General features: G+C 66.1%; 13 protein-coding genes and 1 pseudogene. 10 read left to right on the top strand and 4 right to left on the bottom strand.

From position 1 onward, the window contains the following. Positions 1-172: 172 nt before the first annotated feature. Complete coding sequence (locus BW991_RS15070) at positions 173-1,120, bottom strand: LysR family transcriptional regulator (RefSeq protein WP_076602928.1); 948 nt, start codon at positions 1,118-1,120, stop codon at positions 173-175. Between the two features lie 181 nt (positions 1,121-1,301). On the opposite strand from BW991_RS15070, the gene BW991_RS15065 reads away from it, so the two are divergent. The 6 genes from BW991_RS15065 to BW991_RS15040 all read left to right on the top strand — a co-directional run bounded on the left by BW991_RS15065 (position 1,302) and on the right by BW991_RS15040 (position 10,862). Continuing rightward, positions 1,302-2,993 carry a DUF1302 domain-containing protein gene (locus tag BW991_RS15065; RefSeq protein WP_076602954.1) on the top strand — a complete coding sequence of 564 codons (1,692 nt, stop codon included), beginning with the start codon at positions 1,302-1,304 and terminating at the stop codon, positions 2,991-2,993. A gap of 31 nt (positions 2,994-3,024) precedes the next feature. Further along, complete coding sequence (locus BW991_RS15060) at positions 3,025-4,377, top strand: DUF1329 domain-containing protein (RefSeq protein ID WP_076602927.1); 1,353 nt, start codon at positions 3,025-3,027, stop codon at positions 4,375-4,377. Positions 4,378-4,509: 132 nt separating this feature from the next. Continuing rightward, complete coding sequence (locus BW991_RS15055) at positions 4,510-5,655, top strand: WD40/YVTN/BNR-like repeat-containing protein (protein ID WP_076602926.1); 1,146 nt, start codon at positions 4,510-4,512, stop codon at positions 5,653-5,655. Beyond that, complete coding sequence (locus tag BW991_RS15050; protein WP_076602925.1) at positions 5,652-8,051, top strand: efflux RND transporter permease subunit; 2,400 nt, start codon at positions 5,652-5,654, stop codon at positions 8,049-8,051. Before BW991_RS15055 ends, BW991_RS15050 begins: the two co-directional genes overlap by 4 nt. A 23-nt stretch (positions 8,052-8,074) precedes the next feature. Further along, positions 8,075-9,106, top strand: coding sequence for a universal stress protein (locus BW991_RS15045; RefSeq protein WP_076602924.1), 1,032 nt, complete (start codon positions 8,075-8,077; stop codon positions 9,104-9,106). Between the two features lie 73 nt (positions 9,107-9,179). Beyond that, entirely contained in the window at positions 9,180-10,862 is a 1,683-nt protein-coding gene (locus tag BW991_RS15040) for a sigma-54-dependent Fis family transcriptional regulator (protein WP_076602923.1), read from the top strand. Between the two features lie 153 nt (positions 10,863-11,015). Here the strand turns inward: BW991_RS15040 and BW991_RS15035 are convergent, their stop codons facing one another. Beyond that, complete coding sequence (locus BW991_RS15035) at positions 11,016-12,104, bottom strand: DUF3616 domain-containing protein (RefSeq protein WP_076602922.1); 1,089 nt, start codon at positions 12,102-12,104, stop codon at positions 11,016-11,018. Between BW991_RS15035 and BW991_RS24365 the strand changes: the two genes are divergently transcribed. Next, complete coding sequence (locus BW991_RS24365; RefSeq protein ID WP_280174124.1) at positions 12,042-12,251, top strand: SDR family oxidoreductase; 210 nt, start codon at positions 12,042-12,044, stop codon at positions 12,249-12,251. The two genes, BW991_RS15035 and BW991_RS24365, sit on opposite strands and share 63 nt — an antisense overlap. 98 nt (positions 12,252-12,349) lie before the next feature. On the opposite strand, the gene BW991_RS15025 is transcribed toward BW991_RS24365, so the two are convergent. Together BW991_RS15025 and BW991_RS15020 are read right to left on the bottom strand one after the other, a co-directional pair. Continuing rightward, on the bottom strand, positions 12,350-14,371 hold the full coding sequence (locus tag BW991_RS15025; RefSeq protein WP_076602953.1) for a M1 family metallopeptidase: 2,022 nt from the start codon (positions 14,369-14,371) through the stop codon (positions 12,350-12,352). Positions 14,372-14,415: 44 nt separating this feature from the next. Continuing rightward, positions 14,416-15,636 carry a ChaN family lipoprotein gene (locus tag BW991_RS15020; protein ID WP_076602921.1) on the bottom strand — a complete coding sequence of 407 codons (1,221 nt, stop codon included), beginning with the start codon at positions 15,634-15,636 and terminating at the stop codon, positions 14,416-14,418. Positions 15,637-15,914: 278 nt separating this feature from the next. Here BW991_RS15020 and BW991_RS24475 point away from each other — a divergent pair. The 3 genes and pseudogenes from BW991_RS24475 to BW991_RS15005 form a co-directional block, all read left to right on the top strand. Then, positions 15,915-16,034: pseudogene (locus BW991_RS24475) on the top strand (sigma 54-interacting transcriptional regulator); the annotation flags it as partial. A 208-nt stretch (positions 16,035-16,242) separates the two neighbouring features. After that, positions 16,243-18,468, top strand: coding sequence for an EAL domain-containing protein (locus BW991_RS15010; protein WP_076602920.1), 2,226 nt, complete (start codon positions 16,243-16,245; stop codon positions 18,466-18,468). Positions 18,469-18,643: 175 nt separating this feature from the next. After that, positions 18,644-19,102: an ester cyclase gene (locus BW991_RS15005; RefSeq protein WP_076602919.1), complete on the top strand. Its 459-nt coding sequence runs from the start codon at positions 18,644-18,646 to the stop codon at positions 19,100-19,102. The last annotated feature ends 384 nt before the right edge of the window (positions 19,103-19,486 follow it).

The raw sequence follows: 19,486 nt of genomic DNA, 5'->3' as shown, positions 1-19,486 counted from the left end.
GTCGGCCCGGCCATGATCTATCGCCCAGCCACGCGAAAGGGGGCGCGATCGGGGAATCGAAATATCGATAGGCCATGCGTTGAGATACCGGCCAGCGATCGGCGTATGCATGATTTGCGTGACTCCGAGAAGCCCATGCTTGGTTCCGCCCGGCGCTGCCCACCCGCTCGGATCACATGTCAGCGTCCCAGCCCGTCGCACTGCGGATGTCCGCTGGCGTCTCGATCGTCTGCGTGTCGCGAAATGCGCGCACGGTCTCGAGAAACGCCGAAAGAATCGGTGACTGATCGTCTGCGCGATAGAGGCAGCTGAGGTCGATGCTGGCGTTGGCCGGGGCGTCCTGGAGCGGACGAAAGACAACGCCCGGGAGCGTCAGAGCGGTGACCGACTCCGGAACGAGACAGACGCCGAAGCCGCCTGCGACCAGCGCGACGCCCGTCACCGCATCGCCGACCTCCTGCGATACCTGCGGTACGAAGCCGGCCGCCTCGCACAGCCGCATCACCTTGTCCATGAAGTTCGGACGGGCTCCGGTCGGGAAGAGGACCATCGGATGCTCGGCAAGCGATTGAAACGGCACGCTCTCCTCGCGCGCGAGCGGGTGATGCTCGTTGATGGCGACGAGAAGCCGTTCGGTCGCAACCAGCTCGGTGGCGAGGTCGGGCAGGGGCGCGAGCATGCGATTGAAGCCGACCGTGATGCGCCGCTGACGCAGCGCTTCGATCTGTTCGGCCTTGGTCATCGTGTGCAGGACCGTCTTCACCTCGGGATAGTCGTTGCGGAAAGCGAGCAGCAGCCTGGGGATCGTGCCGAGGATGCCCGAGCCGAAAATCGCGATGTCCAGGCGTCCCAACTTGCCTTGCCCCGCGCGCTGCGTGCGTTCGGTGGCCTGTTCGACGACGGAGCGGATGTTGCGCGCCTCCTCCAGGAACAGCTCCCCGGCCTGGGTCAGCTCCATTCCCTTCGGCGTGCGCGTGAATAGGCGCACGCCGAGTTCTTCCTCCAGTTGCTGGATCTGCCGCGTGAGTGGCGGCTGGGAGATGTGTAGGCGCGCAGCGGCGCGGCCGATGTTTTCTTCCTCGGCTACCGCGATGAAGTAGCGCAGGTGTCGCAGGTCCATGTCCTCGTGTCCCCCGTCAGTGGCCGTTTTCGAAACGATACCTTGAAGGTATTGAGCGTGCCAAATAATGGTATTGGACGGTAATTCTCGACATCGATAACTTCCTCCTCCAGATCGGGCGACGCGCGGCATTCACCGACGGAGCGCACCGATGGAAAAGAACTCGCATAAGGAGGAAGACATGGGGTCGAAGAAGTTGGCGTGCCGCGGTGCGCGGGAGATTCGTCTGCGGAAGGCGGTGGGCGCGGTGATCGGCGCGTTGGCGGCTATGTCGGGCGCTCATAGCGCCTTTGCATTCCAGATCGACATCGGCAATCCGGACGTCCGCATGACCTGGGACAACACCGTCAAGTACAGCGCCGCATGGCGCGTGCGCGGTGCCGATTCGAACGTCGCCGACAACTCGCTGGGCGTGCAGGCCAACACCAACGACGGCGACCTCAACTTCGACCGCGGGCTGATCTCCAACCGCGTCGACCTGCTGTCGGAATTCGACTTCCGCTACAAGCGCAACTTCGGCTTCCGCGTCAGCGGCGCCGCCTGGTACGACGAGGTGTACAACCGTCGCAACGACAATCCGGGCGCGCTCGGCGGCGCGCTGGTGAATTCGCGCTCGGCCGATTTCGACGAATTCACCGACGACACGCGCGACCTGCACGGGCGCAAGGCGGAGTTCCTGGATGCCTTCGTGTGGACGAACCTCACGCCCGGCGACATGAACGTGAACCTGAAGGCCGGGCGCTTCACGCAGCTCTACGGCGAGAGCCTGTTCTTCGGCAGCAACGGCATCGCCGCCGCGCAGACCTCGCTCGACCTGATCAAGGCACTGTCGGTGCCGAACTCGCAGTTCAAGGAAATCCTGCGCCCGGTGGGGCAGGTGTCGGCGCAACTGCAGGTGAGCCCGACCTTCTCGATCGGGGCGTACTACCAGGCCGAATGGCGCAAGACGCGCCTGCCGGCGGCGGGCTCGTACTTCAGCTTCGCGGACTTCGTCGACGAGGGCGGCGAGACCGTCATCCTCGGGCCGGGGGCCTTCGTGCATCGCGGCAAGGACATCGAGGCGAAGGATTCGGGGCAGGGCGGCCTGCAGCTGAAGTTCAAGGCGGGCGATACCGAATACGGCGTGTATGCCGCGCAATACCACGACAAGATGCCGCAGTTCTACCTGCGCCCCGGCGTGAATCCGCGCAACGGCAGCATCGGCGACTACGTGCAGGTCTTCGCGGAGAACATCCGCACGGTCGGCGCGAGCTTCAGCACGCTGCTCGGCGAGACCAACGTCGGCGGCGAGATCTCCTTCCGCGACAACATGCCGCTGGTGGCGAGCGGCAACACGGTGATCCTGCCGGGCAACACGACCGCCGACGGCGACAGCAATGCCGCCTTCCCGGTCGGTCGTACGCTGCACCTCAACCTGTCGGCGATCAGCGTGCTGTCCGCGAACGCACTATGGGAAGGCGCCTCCTTCATCGGCGAGTTCGCCTACAACCGCCGCCTGGAGGTCACCGACAACGCCAACCAGCTCGACCCGCGCGCGACGCGCGATGCGAGCGCGATCCAGTTCATCTTCCAGCCCGAGTACTTCCAGGTGCTGCCCGGACTCGACCTGCAGGTGCCGATCGGCGTGAGCTACGGCCTCACCGGTCGCTCGTCGGTAAACGGCGCGCTGTTCCCGTCGGAGCATGGCGGCAACGTCAGCGTGGGCGTGAAGGGCGAGTACCAGAAGACCTGGCAGGCCGGCATCACCTACACCCACTACATCGGCTCGCCCGGTTCGGTCATCCGCTACAACACCGCGGTGCCCGAGCTCTCGTACGACAACTTCCACGGCGACCGCGACTTCATCTCGCTGTCGGTCCAACGCACGTTCTGATTCCAGACATTCATAAATCGAGGAGACGAGAATGCACAAGCATCTGATTCTGTCGGCGGCGATTGCTGCCATGCTGAGCGGCGCGCAGGTCGCGCACACCGCGGTCGGCGCCGACGAGGCCGCCAAGCTCAAGACCACGCTGACCCCGCTGGGGGGCGAGAAGGCTGGGAACAAGGACGGCAGCATTCCGGAATGGAACGGCGGCGTCACCAAGCCGCTGTCCGGCAAGAAGATGGGCGACATCCCGACCGAGATCTTCGCCAACGAAAAACCCGTGCTCCAGGTCAATGCCAAGAACATCGCGCAGCACGACGCGCTGTTGTCGGACGGGACCAAGGCGCTGCTGCAGAAGTATCCCGAGTCGTTCCGGCTCGACGTCTATCCGACGCACCGCACCGCCGCGGCGCCGCAGAAGGTGTATGACAACGTCGCCAGGAACGCCACCCGCTGCAAGCTGAAGGACGGCGGCTACTCGATCGAGGGTTGTATCGGCGGCACCCCGTTCCCGATCCCGAAGGAAGGCGTCGAGGTGATGTGGAACTACCTGATGCGCGTCGAGGCGCCGTCGATCGAGTACCGCTTCAAGAACATCGTCGGCAACGCGGACGGCACGCACACGCTGGCGACGCGCAACGAGATATCGTTCCAGTACCCGCAGTACTACGAGGATGCGACCCCGGAAAGCTGGTCGGGCGAGTACGCCATGTTCCGCTTCAACACGCTGGAGCCCCCGTTCAAGGCCGGCGAGTCGCTGGTGATCCGCGACAGCGTCGACCAGAAGAACGCGCGCCAGGCATGGCAATACCTGGTCGGCCAGCGTCGGGTGCGTCGTGCGCCGACCGTCTCGTACGACACGCCGGACTTCGTTGCGTCCGGGGCGAACTACTTCGACGAGGTGCAGGGCTTCTTCGGCTCGCTCGACCGCTTCCAGTGGAAGCTGATCGGCAAGCAGGAAATGCTGATCCCGTACAACAACAACGGGCTGATCGGCGCGAAGCTGGACGACGCGCTTGCCAAGTTCCACCTCAATCCGGACCACGTGCGCTGGGAGCGCCACCGCGTGTGGGTGGTGGAGGCGAGCGTCGCGTCGGGCAAGCGTCATGCGGTGCCCAAGCGTCGCTACTACATCGACGAGGACACCTGGTTGATCGCGCTGGTCGATGGTTATGACGCCGAAGGCAAGCTGTGGCGTACCACCCAGGTCACGCCTTTCGTCGTGCCCTCGATCCCGGCGACGCTGATGAAGACCGCGACCGTGTTCAACCTGCAGGCAGGCACGATGAGCGTGATCCAGGCGCTCAACGGCGAGGACTTCAAGGTCGTGCCGCGCAAGCAGGAAACCTTCTTTACCGGTGACGCCGTCGCCGCCGAAGGCGTGCGCTGATACGCCTCCCCTGGTTGCGGATCCGGCCCTGATCCCTCTTCCTCCCGGGGCCGGATTCCGCCCTCCTGCATGTCCGATTCGTCGCCCGTCGCCGTATGGCGGCGCGCGGGATCGGTGTCGAACCGAGTACCGATGATGCGCCCAAATCTTCCAAGCATCCGCCGCACCGCGCTCACCGCCGCACTCCTGGCCATCGCCTGGCTGGGCGGTGTCGGTGGCGCGTTGGCCGCCCCCATTTCCGATCTGCTCGACCTGCCTGCTGCGGTCAATGCGCGTGCGGTGCGCTCGCTCCAGCTCGCGGTCGCGCGTGCCGGCGACCGCCTGGTCGCGGTCGGCGAGCATGGCACCGTGCTGTTGTCCGACGACCACGGCCGCAACTGGCGCCAGGCGCGCCGCGTGCCGGTGAGCGTCGCGCTGACCGACGTGCATTTCCCCACCGCGCAACTCGGGTGGGCGGTGGGGCACAGCGGGGTCGTGCTGCATAGCGCGGACGGCGGCGAAACCTGGGCGCGTCAGCTCGACGGCAAGCTGGCGGCCCAGATCGTTGTCGAGGATGCGCGCAAGCGCGCCGGCGAGAGCGAGGGCGGCGATCTCGACGCCGGCAATCGCGAGGCCGCCGCGCGCCGGCTGCGCGAGGCCGAGGGACTGGTCGCCGACGGCCCGGACAAGCCTTTCCTCGGCGTGCATTTCGCGGACGAGAGCCGCGGCTGGGTGGTCGGGGCCTACGGCCTCGCGCTGGCGACCAAGGATGGCGGCAAGAGCTGGACCTCGTTGATGGGGACGATCCCCAATCCGCGCGGCAAGCACCTGTATCAGGTGCGCGGCGATGCGAATGCGCTCCTCGTCGCGGGCGAGCAGGGCGCGCTGTTCCGCTCGACCGATGGCGGCAGCGCCTTCAGCGCGCTCGCGACCCCGTATGCCGGCACCTGGTTCGGCGCGCTGCGCACGCGCAGCGACACGCTCCTCGCCTTCGGCCTGCGGGGCAACGCCTGGCGCAGTGCCGACGGCGGGGCGAGCTGGGAGCGCATTGACGCCGGACAGCCGGTGACGATCGCCGCGGGCCGCACGCTGGCCGACGACTCGATCATCCTCGGTGACGCGAGCGGGCGGCTGCTGCGCAGCACCGACGGCGGTCGCAGCCTCGTCGCGCTGACCGTTGCGCCCACCTCCGGTCTCACCGGCCTCGTGCAGGCCGCCGACGGCGCCCTGATTCTTTCCGGACCGCGCGGACTCACGCGCATCGAGCCGGAACTCCTCGTTGCGGAAGTGAAAAAATGAGCCACGCCCACGCCATGCCCGCAGGCGTCGTCATCGGCGACCTCGCGGCCTTCGACTCGCGCTCCGGTTCGCTCGGCGAACGCCTGCTGTTCAACAACCGCCTCGTGATCGTCGTGCTGTGCCTGATCACGACGCTGGTGCTCGGCTATCAATCGCTCGGGTTGTCGCTGAATGCGGCGTTCGAGAAGATGATCCCCACCGGGCATCCGTACATCGCGAACTTCCTCGAGAACCGCAGCCAGCTCGCCGGCATGGGCAATACGCTGCGCATTGCGGTGGAAGCGAAGGAAGGAAAGATCTTCGACGCCGAGTACCTCGACACGGTGCGCAAGATCAACGACGAGCTGTTCCTGCTGCCCGGCGTCGATCGCCCCTACATGAAGTCGCTGTGGACGCCGGCGGTGCGCTGGACCGGTGTGACCGAGGACGGTCTCGACGGCGGCCCGGTGGTCCCGGACGACTACGATGGCTCGCCGGACAGCCTCGAGCAGGTGCGGCTCAACGTCGAGCGCTCGGGCGAGATCGGCCAGCTCGTCGCCGCCAACTACAAGTCCAGCATCGTGCTCGTGCCGCTGCAGGAAAAGATCGCCGAAACCGGGGCGCGCATCGACTACGCGCAGCTCTCCGAACGCATCGAGGAACTGCGTGCGAAGTACGAGAGCGACCGCGTCGGCATTCATGTCACCGGCTTCGCCAAGGTCGTCGGCGATCTCCTCGCCGGCCTGCAGCAGGTGATGGTGTTCTTCGCGATCGCCATCGCGATCTGCACCGCGGTGCTGTACTGGTACACGCGCTGCCTGCGCAGCACCCTGCTGGTTGTGCTGTGTTCGATGATCGCGGTGGTGTGGCTGCTCGGGCTGCTGCCGACGCTGGGCTACGAGCTCGATCCCTATTCGGTGCTCGTGCCCTTCCTGGTCTTCGCCATCGGCATGAGCCATGGCGCGCAGAAGATGAACGGCATCATGCAGGACATCGGCCGCGGCACGCACAAGCTGGTCGCGGCGCGCTACACCTTCCGCCGCCTGTTCCTGGCCGGGATGACCGCGCTGCTGGCCGATGCGGTGGGCTTCGCGGTGCTGATGGTGATCGACATCCAGGTCATTCAGGATCTGGCCGTCACCGCGAGCATCGGCGTCGCGGTGCTGATCTTCACCAACCTCGTGCTGCTGCCGATCCTGCTGTCCTACACCGGGGTGAGCCCGGTCGCCGCCGAGCGCAGCCTGCGCGCCGAGACGATGGAGGCGAACGACTCGGGGCACGGCAAGCACGCGTTCTGGGCCTTCCTCGACCTCTTCACCCAGCGCAAGTGGGCGACCATCGCCGTCGCCGCGGGCGTCGTGATGGGCTTCGTGGGTCTGGCGACCAGCTTCCAGCTCAAGATCGGCGACACCGACCCGGGCGCCCCCGAACTGCGCGCCGACTCGCGCTACAACCGCGACAACGCCTTCATGGTGACCAACTATGCGGCGAGCAGCGACGTGTACATCGTGATGGTGAAGACGCCGCAGTACGCCTGCGCGCATTACGACACGCTGATGTCGGTCGACGCGCTCGAACGCGAACTGCAGCAGCTGCCGGGCGTCGAGGCGACAAGCTCGCTCGCCGGCCTCGCGAAAGTGTCGCACGCCGGCATGAACGAAGGCAGCCTGAAGTGGTTCGAGATCCCGCGCTCGCAGGACATGCTGAACGCGATCATCACCCGCGCGCCGCGCGAACTCTTCAACCAGAACTGCGACCTGACGACGGTCTATGTCTACCTGAAGGATCACAAGGCCGACACGCTGACCAGCGTCGTGAACACGGTCGAGGCCTTCGCGGCGCAGCATGGCAGCGACGAGATCCGCTTCCTCAACGCCGCAGGCAACGCCGGCATCGAGGCGGCGACCAACATCGTCGTGCGCAAGGCCAACGTCGAGATGCTGTTCCTCGTCTATGCGGCCGTGATCGTGCTCGCTTTCATCACCTTCCGCTCGTGGCGCGCGGTGATCTGCGCCGTGCTGCCGCTGATGCTGACCTCGGTGCTGTGCGAGGCGCTGATGGTGTGGCTCAACATCGGCGTGAAGGTCGCGACCCTGCCGGTGATCGCGCTCGGCGTCGGCATCGGCGTCGACTATGCGCTGTATGTCATGACGGTCACGCTCGCGCAACTCAAGCACGGCATGAGCCTGTCGGAGGCGTACTACAAGGCGCTGCTCTTCACCGGCAAGGTCGTCGTGCTCACCGGCATCACGCTGGGCATCGCGGTCGCGACCTGGACGTTCTCGCCGATCAAGTTCCAGGCCGACATGGGGATCCTCCTCGCCTTCATGTTCGTGTGGAACATGTTGGGCGCGCTGATCCTGCTGCCTGCGCTGGGTCATTTCCTGCTGCGTCCGAAGAAAACCGTAGCCATCTGACACTGAGCCCCAGGAGACTGAACATGTACCGTCATTTGCTGGTGCCGCTCGATGGTTCCGAGCTGGCAACGAATCTCGTCACCCAGTCGGTCGAGTTCGCCCGCACGCTGGGCGCGCGCATCACCTTCTTCACCGCCCGCGAGGATTTCGGCGCGAGCGGCGAGGGCGCGCTGCAGCGCACGCTGGCGCCGCAGGACTATATTGATGAGGCCGCGGGCGACGCCTACGCCATCCTCGCCAAGGCGAAGGCTGCCGCGGGGCAGGTGGAACTGCGGTGCGACACCGTCGTGCGCACCGGGGCGCGGCCGTGGGAGCTGATCCTGCAGGTCGCGGAAGAGCGCGGCTGCGACCTGATCTTCATGGCCTCGCATGGCCGGCGCGGCCTGCAGGCGTTCGTTCCCGGCTCGCAGACGCAGAAGGTGCTGGCCCAGGCGCGCCTGCCGGTGCTGGTCGCGACCGTCGAGCGCAACATGCCTGCGGGTGCGGCGCGGGCGGCCATCGGGATCATCCTGGACGAGCATCGCTCGATCGCGTCCGTGCTCGCCGGGCTGCGCGCCGCGATGCGCGAGGCGCGCGAGCGCGACACCCTGCCGGACCTCGATTTCATTGCCGCCCTGCTGCACTACATCAAGTCCTTTCCCGAGGTGCTGCACCATCCGAAGGAAGAGCGGTTCCTCTTCAGCAAACTCGCGGCACGCACCCGCGACGCGGACGAAATCCTCGCGGTGCTGCGCCACGAACACGAGGAGGGCGGCGCGATTGTCGCGGATGTCGAGGCCGCCGTGGAGCGCTGCCGCACCGATCGTTCCTCACTCGTCACGCTCGCCCTGACGGTCGATGCCTTCATCGAATCGCAGTGGCGTCACCTCAACACCGAGGAAGAGATCATCCTGCCCGCGGCGCTGGAGCACCTCACCGAGGCGGACTGGCGGGAAGTCGAGCAAGCCTTCCGTGAAAACGGCGATTCCCGCGTCGGCGGCGAATACGACGAAGGTTTCAAAAAGCGCTTCGCGAAGCTGATGAATGTCACTGCAGCGGGGGATAATTGGCAGTAGCTTGAAAATTGCGAATACCAATGAGAGGGCATCGCTTGAACGATGCCCCCACACGGCGAGGAGAGACGTCCGGATGCAACACGAGAAGCTGATCGAGCAGTTCAACCTGCGCTCGCGGCTGCGCTTCAACCTCGACAGCGGGCACATCTGGCTCGGCGAGAACCGCATGCTGATGTTCCACGCGCAGGCCTTCGGCGCGCTGCGCAAGGAGCTGTTCGATTCGCTCGGCGCCAAGCGGGCGAAGGGCGTGCTGCTGCGCATGGGCTTCGCCTCCGGTCGCCATGACGCGGAACTCGCCTGCAAGCTCTCGAATCAGCTCAACCCCTACGACGCCTTCCAGATCGGCCCTGAGCTGCATGCCTTTGAAGGTCTGGTGAAGGCGACCATCCTCGACGCGAAGATCGACTGGGAGGCCGGCACCTTCTTCGGCGAGGTCGAATGGCAGAACTCGTGGGAAGCCGAGTCGCACATCCAGCACTTCGGCGTCGGCGAAGACGTCGCGTGCTGGAGCCTCGTCGGCTATGCGTCCGGCTACACCAGCTATTTCCTCAAGCGCTTCATCGTGTTTCGCGAAATGGAATGCACCGGTCGCGGCGACCCGCGTTGTTTCATCGTCGGCAAGCCGGCCGAGGCGTGGAACTTCGACGACGACTATCTCGACTACTTCCAGCCCGACAACGTCGAATGCAAGCTCCGCCAGTTGCAGGACGACGTCAAGCAGCTGACGGCCACCCTGTCCGCGCAGCAGACCCCGGCCGGCCGGCTCGTCGGCAGCTCGCCGGGATTCCGCGCCGCATTCGAACTCGTCAGCAAGGCCGCGAAGAGCCCGATCAGCGTGCTGCTGCTCGGGGAAACCGGCGTCGGCAAGGAGATGTTCGCGCGCTGGCTGCATGAGCACAGCGACCGCGCGGACCAGCCCTTCGTCGCGATCAACTGCGCCGCGATCCCGCACGACCTGATCGAATCGGAACTCTTCGGCGTGCAGAAGGGCGCGTACACCGGCGCGCAGCATTCGCGCCCGGGGCGCTTCGAGCGCGCCAACGGCGGCACCCTGTTCCTTGACGAAGTGGGCGACCTGTCGCCCGCCGCACAAGTGAAGCTATTGCGCGTGCTGCAGACCGGCGAGATCGAACGGCTGGGCGACGACCAGACGCGCAAGGTGAACGTGCGCCTCGTCGCCGCGACCAACGTGAACCTGCAAACAGCCATCGCCGAAGGACGGTTCCGCGCCGACCTCTATTACCGGCTCGCAACCTATCCCGTCACGATTCCGCCGCTGCGCGAGCGCAAGGCGGACATCCCCCTGCTGGCCGCGGCCCTGGTCGAAAAATACGCCCCGACCTACCACAAGAAGATCGAAGGCATCACCGACCGCGCGATGCAGGCGCTGCTCGCGCAAGACTGGCCCGGCAACGTGCGCGAACTGGAAAACCTGATCGAACGCGGCGTGCTGCTTGCGCAACCGGGCGGGCAGATCGAACTGGAGCACCTGTTCGCGGCCGGCGCCCCCGAACCGCAGAACGGCGTCGAGATCGGCCGCGAAGGCTTCATCGGTGATGCCGTGGAAGCGAACCGCGGCAGGCTCTACGACGCGCTGCTCAACGAAGGCTTCGATCTCGAAGCGCACGAGCGGCGCCTGGTCGAACTCGCGGTCCGGCGCGCGAACGGCAATCTGACCCACGCGGCGCGCCTTCTCGGTGTCACGCGACGCCAGCTTGCCTATCGCCTGAAGCAGGACGCGAACGCGTCCGAATAGTCCTCCAGCGTTCGGCCCCCGCTTGCGATCAGGCGCGCTCTGGCTGTACGGGTGTGACTGCCGTGCGGACGAAGACTTGATCGTGGCGCGCAAAGTCCCGCTGCTCGATGAGTTGCCGCGCTGTCGGCCCCTGACGACTCAGGCCGGGAAGCCTCATTCATGCCGCAGCAGATCGCCGAAGACAACGTGCTCGCCGTCCCGGCGATCGGCGCCAGGCGCGTCGTAGAGCACCAGCCAGCTGGGCTTGCCACCGGCGATTTCGGGCGGCAGGTCACAGATCGCCTCAGCGCGGTTCGTGCCACGCCCGTGGGGCAGCGAAACCGACTCTGTCAGCGCCGTTTCGAAACGCGCCGGTTCCCGGTTGGCTTTCATCGTGGGTCTGGCGAGCGGCCACTTGAAAACACGGATATCGCCGTTGAGCACCATAGTCGGACCGGCGAGGATATAGAGATCGTCACCAGAGAAGTGCAGGTCGCGGACGCCCAGGCCGTCGAGCTGCAGGAAGTGCTTGCGCAGCAGCGTGCCGCTGTCGTCCAGCGGTACCAGGTGCAGGTGATCGCCGCGCGCCTCGACCGCGATCTCGAGCAGCGCCGACCAGCCGCGCAGCACCGGGCCACGCAGGCCGAGCAGCAGCCGGTGTCCGTCCACCGCCAGACCTTCGATGTCGAAGCCGTTGTCCTTGCCCGGGATCGCCATGTAGGGCCCGAAGTGGGGGTCGTCGGCTAACGCGCGGGTGAGCAGATTCGCCTGCGAATCGCCCTTCAGCCGCAATGCCCGCCGACCGTCCTGCGCCTGGCGCACCAGGCAGGGCTCGCCCTGGGCGTCGGGTTCGACGGGCAGACACGCCAGCAGGCGGCGGTTACCGTCGAGCGCCACCTTCGCCAGCCGCTTGGCGTTGTCGGCGTGGTCCCGGTCCGGCTTGGCGTTCTTGCGCTTGAGGCCATGCGAACCGACCACCCAGAGGTAACCATCGGCCACCGCCATGCCTTCCAGATCGGCCTCGTCTTCGGCCGTACCGGGCAGTTCAAGCAGGTCGGCCAGCGGGAAATCGCGGGCTTCGCCAAAACGCAAGGCTTCGCGGCCCACGGCGTCGAGCCGGCGCAGGCGGTCCAGGCCACAGGCTTCGTCGCCTGCCACCCAGAGCCAGTCGCCGGTAAAGGCCGCACCCGACAAATTGTTTTGAACCAGGGAGCCGGGCGCGAACTCCAGACGAACGGCGTTCGGGTTTCGGGTGTTGGGCATAGGACGTGTTCTCCGGAAGATGCAGCGCTCTATGAAGTCTGCGGATTGGAAAGAATTGCCGAGACATCCGTCTTTCTGGCCTCTGACGCTGCGAAAAACATTTTCGGACAGGAAATCGTGGTCGATGGCGGCTATACCGTCGGGTAGCGTGAGGCGCTTGGCGAAACCGCTCTCGTGAACTGCAGCGCCGGCGAGGGCGGAAGGGCCGGGGCTGGCGGTTCGAACCAGTCGGTGAATGAACAGCGTCACGGCGCGGCGCGCACCGGGATGAGTGGGGTGGGGGCGGGCCATACGCCGCGCTCGACAAGCCGCGCGCCCTCGAATACCAGCCAGCTCTGCGCGCCGTAGTGAGGCAGGGGGCGCAGCAGCGCCCGCAGCGATTCCGCGTCCCGCGCCGAGATCACCGCCACCGGTGCGCCGGCCGGGACCGCGACGGTCCACACCTGGGCGCTGCCGCGACCGGCCAGACGCTCCGGCCGGGGCGGCAGGCCGGCGCGTTCCAGCGCAGCATCCACGTCCGCGTGCAGGCCGGCCAGCAGCACCGGCCCGCTTCCCTTGGTGATCTCGCCCGGCGCGATCGCATGGGGGCTGACTTCGAACAGGCGCTGGGCCAGCGCGACGCTCGCTTCACGCACGTCCGGCGCAGCAGAGGCCTGCGCCAGATAAGGATTCCGCGCAATGACCCACTGCCGCAGGATGGGCGGCAACTGTTCCTGCCCGAGCATGCGCCAGACCTGCAGTTCGGGGTCCAGGCGTACGCCTGTGGGCATCGCCACCACATCCAGCGTAACCGCCTGCCGCGCCTTGTCGACGTCGATCCAGCGCATTTCCGCGCGGTCGGGAAAGACAAGCTGCACGGGAAGGTGCAGGGCATAGGCCGGCGCGTTCTGCTCCACCGCGAGCGTCAGCCGCGCACCCTCCGCCGTGCGGCGTGCATCGGCTGCGGTGATCCTGACCGCCGGGCCGCCCGCACGGTTGATCCACTGCTTGAAGAAGGCGTCCAGAGACCGCCCCGAGGCGCGCTCGAAGGCCGCCTGCAGGTCGCTCCAGGAGGCGGTGCGGAAGTTCTGCGTCTGCCAGAACGCACGGATGCCGCTCCGGAAGGCCTCCTCGCCGATGGTGTCGCGGAGCATCACGAACAGCATCGCCGCCTTGCCGTAACCCACCGCCGCCGCAGCGCCGTGGGTGCGGGAGCGGAAATCGGCCAGCGACTGGTGGTCACCCGCGGGTACGGCGGCAAAATCGCGCAGCCATCCCAGCCGCATCGCGCCGGCCGCCTCGGCGGACTCCGATTCCTTGTAGGCGTAGTCCGCCATGAAGGTGGTCAGCCCCTCCGACCAGTTGCCTTGGGCAAAATCGACGTAGACGCCGTTCCCCCACCAGTTGTGCAGCACTTCGTGGCCGAGCGAGGTCGCGCGGATGAACGGCAGCTTCAGCACGTCGGCGCCGAGGTAGGTCAGCGTCGGCATGCCGAACCCGGTCGGCAGCGGGCTCGCCACCACCGAGAACTCGGTGAACGGATAGGTCCCGATCTCCTTTCCATAGCGCTCGAGGTAGCGCTGGCTGTCGTCCAGATAGCCCTCGGCAAGGCCGGGGATGGCGTCCAGATCCCGGAAGAAGTAGGTGCGCAGGCGCACCGGCTCCGCTGACGCCCGCGGCATCATCTTCTCGCGGACGACCCAGGGGCCCGCCATGAGGTCGATGCCGTCGGCGGGCTGCGCGAATTCGAAGCGTGCCCGGTAATGGCCAGATCCGTGGCCCGCAAGTTCTTCGGACTTCAGCCGCCCGGCCACCAGCGCCCGCTGGTTCCCCGGCATGGTCAGTGTCACGTTGTATGCGAACAGCGCCGCCGGCCGCGGATACCACCCGCCGCCGGAGGGCAGGAAGCTCCCTTCCGCCGAGGCCACCGGCGACAGGCCCTGGACCACGTCGCGATGATCGAGCGTGCGGTCCAGGGCGGGCAGGGTGCCGGCATATTCGAGATGCAGCCGCTCGGCGGCGGGAGGCAGTGCGACCTGCCAGGTGCGGATGAAACCGCGGCGTTCCGCTGGGCGGACCGCAACGGGCTTGCCGTCCGCCGTGGCAGCGGTCACTTCCAGCGCCTCGTGCAGCTCGAAACGGAAATCGCGGGAAGCTGGGGACAGGTCGGCCCGCACCGCGAGGCGGCGCGTGGCGGGATCGAGCTCGACCGCGAGCTCCAGGGTCGGGGCCTCCGCCCGCGCCGCGGACGGGAAAAGGAACAGGATGGGGAGCAGAACAGCGAGCAGAACCGCCACAAGGGCTGACACCACTCGCGCGAGGGAACCCGTCTTCACGGCGCGGGGGGGAATTTGACGACGAGATCGACCGTCTCGTTGCCGCGCTTCACGCGCATCGGCAGCCAGCTCCCCGGAGGCTGCGCGCGCACCGATGCGATCACCGACCGCAGCTGCTTCGCGGGCTGGCCCCCCACTTCCACCAGATGGTCGCCGTTCTTCAGGCCCGTCTTGTCGGCCAGGCTCCCGGCGGTGACGTTGGCGATGCGTACGGCGCCACCGTCCTCATCCAGCCGCACGCCGAGCCGCGGGGGCTCCGGCTTGGCCGCCGCGTACGTCGGCAGCGCGAACACGGCGTCTGCGAAGCCGGTACGAACGTCCTCGCAGTTGAAGTCCGCCGGCACGGGGAGCAGGGTGCCGATGCGGGTCACACCGAGGTTGCGCAGCTGATGGGGCACGCCATGGCCGTAGCGGATATGGCCGCTGCCCATGACGCCCACCACCAAGGGCTTTTCCCCCGCCGGTCCCGCGGACAGAGCCCGCGCCAGGGCTTCAGCCATCGCCCGGTCCCAGGTGGTCTGCGCCTCGACGAAGTGGGCGAACGCCGCATCGCCGCGCGCCGCCTTGTCATCCGCCGTGCCCTTCCGGGCCGGGTGTTCGCGATACACCTGGAACAGAACGTCGCGATAGTCCTCGGCCGGTGCCGCGGGGCGGCCCACGCCTTCCCGCTCTGCCGGCGGGATCGCCTCCCAGCCCTTGTCGGCGATGGCGCGGGTGAGCTGCTGGTCGACGTTCAGCGCGACCATGCGAATACGGTTGATGCGGGCGAATTCGAACAGCGGCAGATACAACTCGGCCGGCAGGTTCCACACCTTGTCCCACTGGGACTGCTCCAGAAACTCCTTGACCGTGAGTTCCCCGGCCACCCAGCGGTCCAGCGCCGGCTGCACACGGCGCGGGAACATCTCGAAACCCAGCACCATGTTCGGCCGCTGGACATGGAGGGCGGCGAGCGCCTGCAACTGCCAGCGGTGATGGTCGTGCTCGTCGTGGAGCTCACCGAGCAGCACAACGTCGCGCTTCGCCATTTCCGTCAGCAGCGGCAAAGCGCTCGTGACGCGCGGCCGCTCCCCGTCAAGGCTGCTCCAGGCAGCGGGTGTGAGACAGGCGGAGGCGGCGGCCGCGGTGGGGAGGTCGCGGGCGGCGGCCCCGTCGTGGAAACCGGGTGCCGCCAAAGCGATGGCGGCCGTGAACAGGCGAACGAGGTTCGAGGTCATCGCTTTCCGAGAGTGCGGTGGCATATCTCCGATTGCATCGTGGGCGCCGAGTTCCCGGAGGGGAAGAACTCTGGCATGCGTCTGGCGTCACTTCGCTGTCCTGCCAGCCTTCGCCCGAGGGCAGGGCAGGGGCAAATCGTCAGCTGGCCGCTTCGGGCCGCGGGTGTTCGAGGAAGAAGCGCAGCAGGTGCTCGGCCGCATCCGGGTCTTTGGGATCTATATAAGAGCCGCACGCACTGCCGCCGTATTGGCTCGCCGCGCGGTGAGCCCCCAGGCCCCTGGTGCTCGGCGAAACCGGCGTCGGCAAGGAGATTTTCGCGCGCTGGCTGCACGAGCACGGCGACCGCGCGGACCAACCCTTCGTCGCGATCAACTGCGCCGCGATTCCGCACGACCTCACCGGCAACCGCTCGGCGGAAACTCCTATACTGTCATTTCCGCAATCGCCCGACGGCGCCGCCAGTGACTGCGCATCCTATCCGGACAAGAGGCAGGAAGATCATGGGCAGATTAGCGCCACCTGAGGCCGTGCCTGTGCGATGGCAAAAGGCGGGATCACGGAACGAATTCACGGCCGATTCGATTCGGACACGGCCCAAGAATCCGGTGTCGCAAGTCGGCGTCGCCGCGCTGATCGACGTCGAATCGCTGCGTTCGTTTCTCGACGGGCTGTCCGACCTGGTCGGTATCGCCACGGCGTTGCTCGACCTCGACGGCAACATCCTGCAGAGCGCCGGCTGGCAATCGGCCTGCACGGCCTTCCATCGCGCGGTTGCGGGTTCGGCCGTCAATTGCACCGAGAGCGACCTCTTTCTCGCCAGCCATCTGCGAAAGGGCGAGTTTGTCGATTACAAGTGCAAGAATGGATTGTGGGACGTCGTCACGCCCGTATTCGTCGGCAAGGAGCATCTCGGCAATCTCTATTGCGGCCAATTCTTCTACGACGACGACGTCGTTGACGAAAGCTTCTTTGCGGCCCGGGCCGAGCGTTTCAACTACGACAAGACCGCGTATCTGGCGGCCATCGCCGGCATCCCGCGCTTCAGCCGCGAGAAGGTGCGCAGCGTGATGGGCCTGGTCGTCAACCTGGCTGCCTACCTGTCGCATCTGTCGCTGACCAATCTGCAACTGCGCGAAAGCCAGGGGCGCATGGAAGCGCTCATCAATGCCTTGCCCGACCCGGTCTGGCTCAAGGATACGAACGGCGTGTACCTGTCCTGCAACCGGGCGTTCGAGCGCCTGGTAGGCAGTACCGTCGCTAAAATCGTCGGTCGCCGCGACGAAGACTTCTTCCCGGCCGAACTGGCCGAATTCTTCCGCGGCAAGGATAGGGAAACCATCGCCGCCGGTGAGCCGCGCCGCAACGAGGAGCTGGTTCCGGCGGCCGACGGCGGGCCGGCGATCCTGCTGGAGACCGTAAAGGCACCATTGCCCGGCGCGGATGGGGCGCCGGCCGGCGTCCTCGGGATCGCGCGCGACATCACCGAGCGCAAACGGGCCGAGGACCGGATCCGTTTTCTCGCCCACCACGACGGACTGACCGGCCTGCCCAACCGCAGCAGCCTTTACGAGCGCATGGAACAGAGCATCGCCATGGCTCGGCGATGCGGCAAGGCGATGGCCGTCATGCTGATCGACCTCGACGGCTTCAAGTCGATCAACGACACGCTCGGTCACCACGTCGGCGATCGACTGCTGATCGAGGTCGCAAAACGCCTCGAGCACTCCGTGCGGCACAGCGATATCGTCGCCCGGCTGGGCGGCGACGAATTCGTCGTCGCCCTGACCGCGATCGAAAATATCTCGGATGCGGCCGAGGTCGCCGCCAAGATCGTCGATCAGCTCGCCGCGCCTTATCCGATGGTCGACCATGAGTTGCGCACCTCGCCGAGCATCGGCATCTGCTTCTATCCCGACGATGCCACCGAAATCAACGAGCTCGTCAAGAATGCCGATATCGCGATGTACCGCGCCAAGGCGGCCGGCCGGTGCAATTTCCAGTTCTATACCGAGGAGATGCGGACGGCCGTCGCTGAGCGCGTAACGGCGGAGAAGGCGCTGGAGGTCGCGCTGACCGAAGGACAGTTCGTCCTGCATTACCAGCCGCAGATCGAGCTCGACAGCGGCCGGGTCGTCGGCGTCGAAGCCCTGGTGCGCTGGCGTCATCCGGAGCGAGGAACCATTCTCCCGGGCGACTTCATTCCCCTAGCCGAAGAAACCCGACTGATTCTGCCGCTCGGCAAATGGGTCCTCGAAGAAGCCTGCCGGCAGCTCAAGCGCTGGCACGACGCGGGGCTGAACGAGCTGGAGATGTCGGTGAACTTGAGCGCGATCCAATTCCAGGAAAAGGACCTGCCTGACTTGGTCAAGCAAGCCGTGGAGCGTGCTGGCGTGCCTGCCAGTTGCATTCATCTGGAGATCACCGAATCGATGGCGATGCGGAATCCGCAGCAGAACATCGTGATGATGAAGGCGCTGACCGATCTGGGCGTCAAGGTGGTCCTCGACGATTTCGGTACCGGCTACTCATCGCTCGCCTATCTGAAGCTCTTTCCCATCGACATTATCAAGATCGATCGCTCATTCGTGAGGGATCTCGAAACAGACGAGAACGACTCAGCGATCTGCGAAATGACGATGCTGCTGGCGCGAAAGCTGGGCCTGCAGGTGGTGGCCGAAGGGGTCGAGACGGAGGCTCAGCTCAACTTTCTGGGGAGCATCGGGTGCCAGAGGATTCAAGGGTATTTGTTCAGCAAGCCCATCGCAGCCGAGCAGGTCGAGGAATTTGTTGAAGGCTTTCGGGCGCCGCGGGTGGAAGTGGAGCGTGGCTAGGCTGCTCGGATCGGGCGCGTGGCTGAAGGGCGGCGAAGGGCAAAGTGGCTGGCCCGTTGGGATAGGGATCGTGGGCATTGCCTGCAGCCGCCGACGATACTAGAACGGTGGAAAGGCTTCGCTTCTGCGCGGAGCGGCAGTTGTCTTCGACCTCATCGACAAGAGGGGCAGCGAAATGAGCAATGCCAACCGAGAGCTGGTCAAGTTGTGGTTCGAGCAGGTGTGGAACAAGGGCGACGAGAGCGTGATCGACCGGCTGATGTCACCGACCGCGACGGTCCACGGGCTAGGTGCTGCCGACGACAAGCCGGTCAGCGGTCCCGAAGGATTCAAGACCTTCTTCCGGGCCTTCCGCACGGCCTTCCCCGACATCAGGATCCGTATCCTGCGCACGATCTGCGATGGCGACATGGTGGCCTGCCACTGCGCCGTCACGGCGACACACACCGGCGGAGGCCTCGGAGTTGCCCCGTCCAAAGCGCCGATCGAGATCTATGGCGTTTCGATCGCGAGAATCGAGAATGGCCAGATCCAGGAAGGCTGGAACTGCTACGACTTCTTGTCCCTCTATCAGCAGATCGGCCTGCTTCCCAAGCTGGCTGAGAAGCCAGGGGAAGCGCCGCCGCTCGCGTGACTGGCTACTTCCGCCGGAACGGCAGGAATTGGCGAGAACTGCCGCAGCTGGAAGGTCATCTGTTTCGGCCGGCAGGCGCTGCGTCTCGGCGGCCGAGTGGGCGGATAAAGTTGTGGGCTGTCCCCTATTTCACCTAAAGATTCCAGCACTTAGGCCAACCCAACCGGGGTTGGCCTTTTTGTTCCATGGTCGATGTCTGGTCGCAGCTGGATCACACCCAGTACACCCAAGTCACGCACGGAGCCGATCTTCGCGTCGAAACGGCAACGACTGCCCGCAGGCCATTCCAAGCTTGAGAGCACCGCGCGCTACCTCGGCATCGAAGTCGATAATGCCTTGGAGATATCCAAGCAAATCGAGATCTGATGGTGACTCGGCCGCTGG

The organism is Aromatoleum tolulyticum, assembly GCF_900156155.1.
Classification (GTDB): domain Bacteria; phylum Pseudomonadota; class Gammaproteobacteria; order Burkholderiales; family Rhodocyclaceae; genus Aromatoleum; species Aromatoleum tolulyticum.
This window is presented reverse-complemented; position numbering and strand designations above follow the sequence as displayed.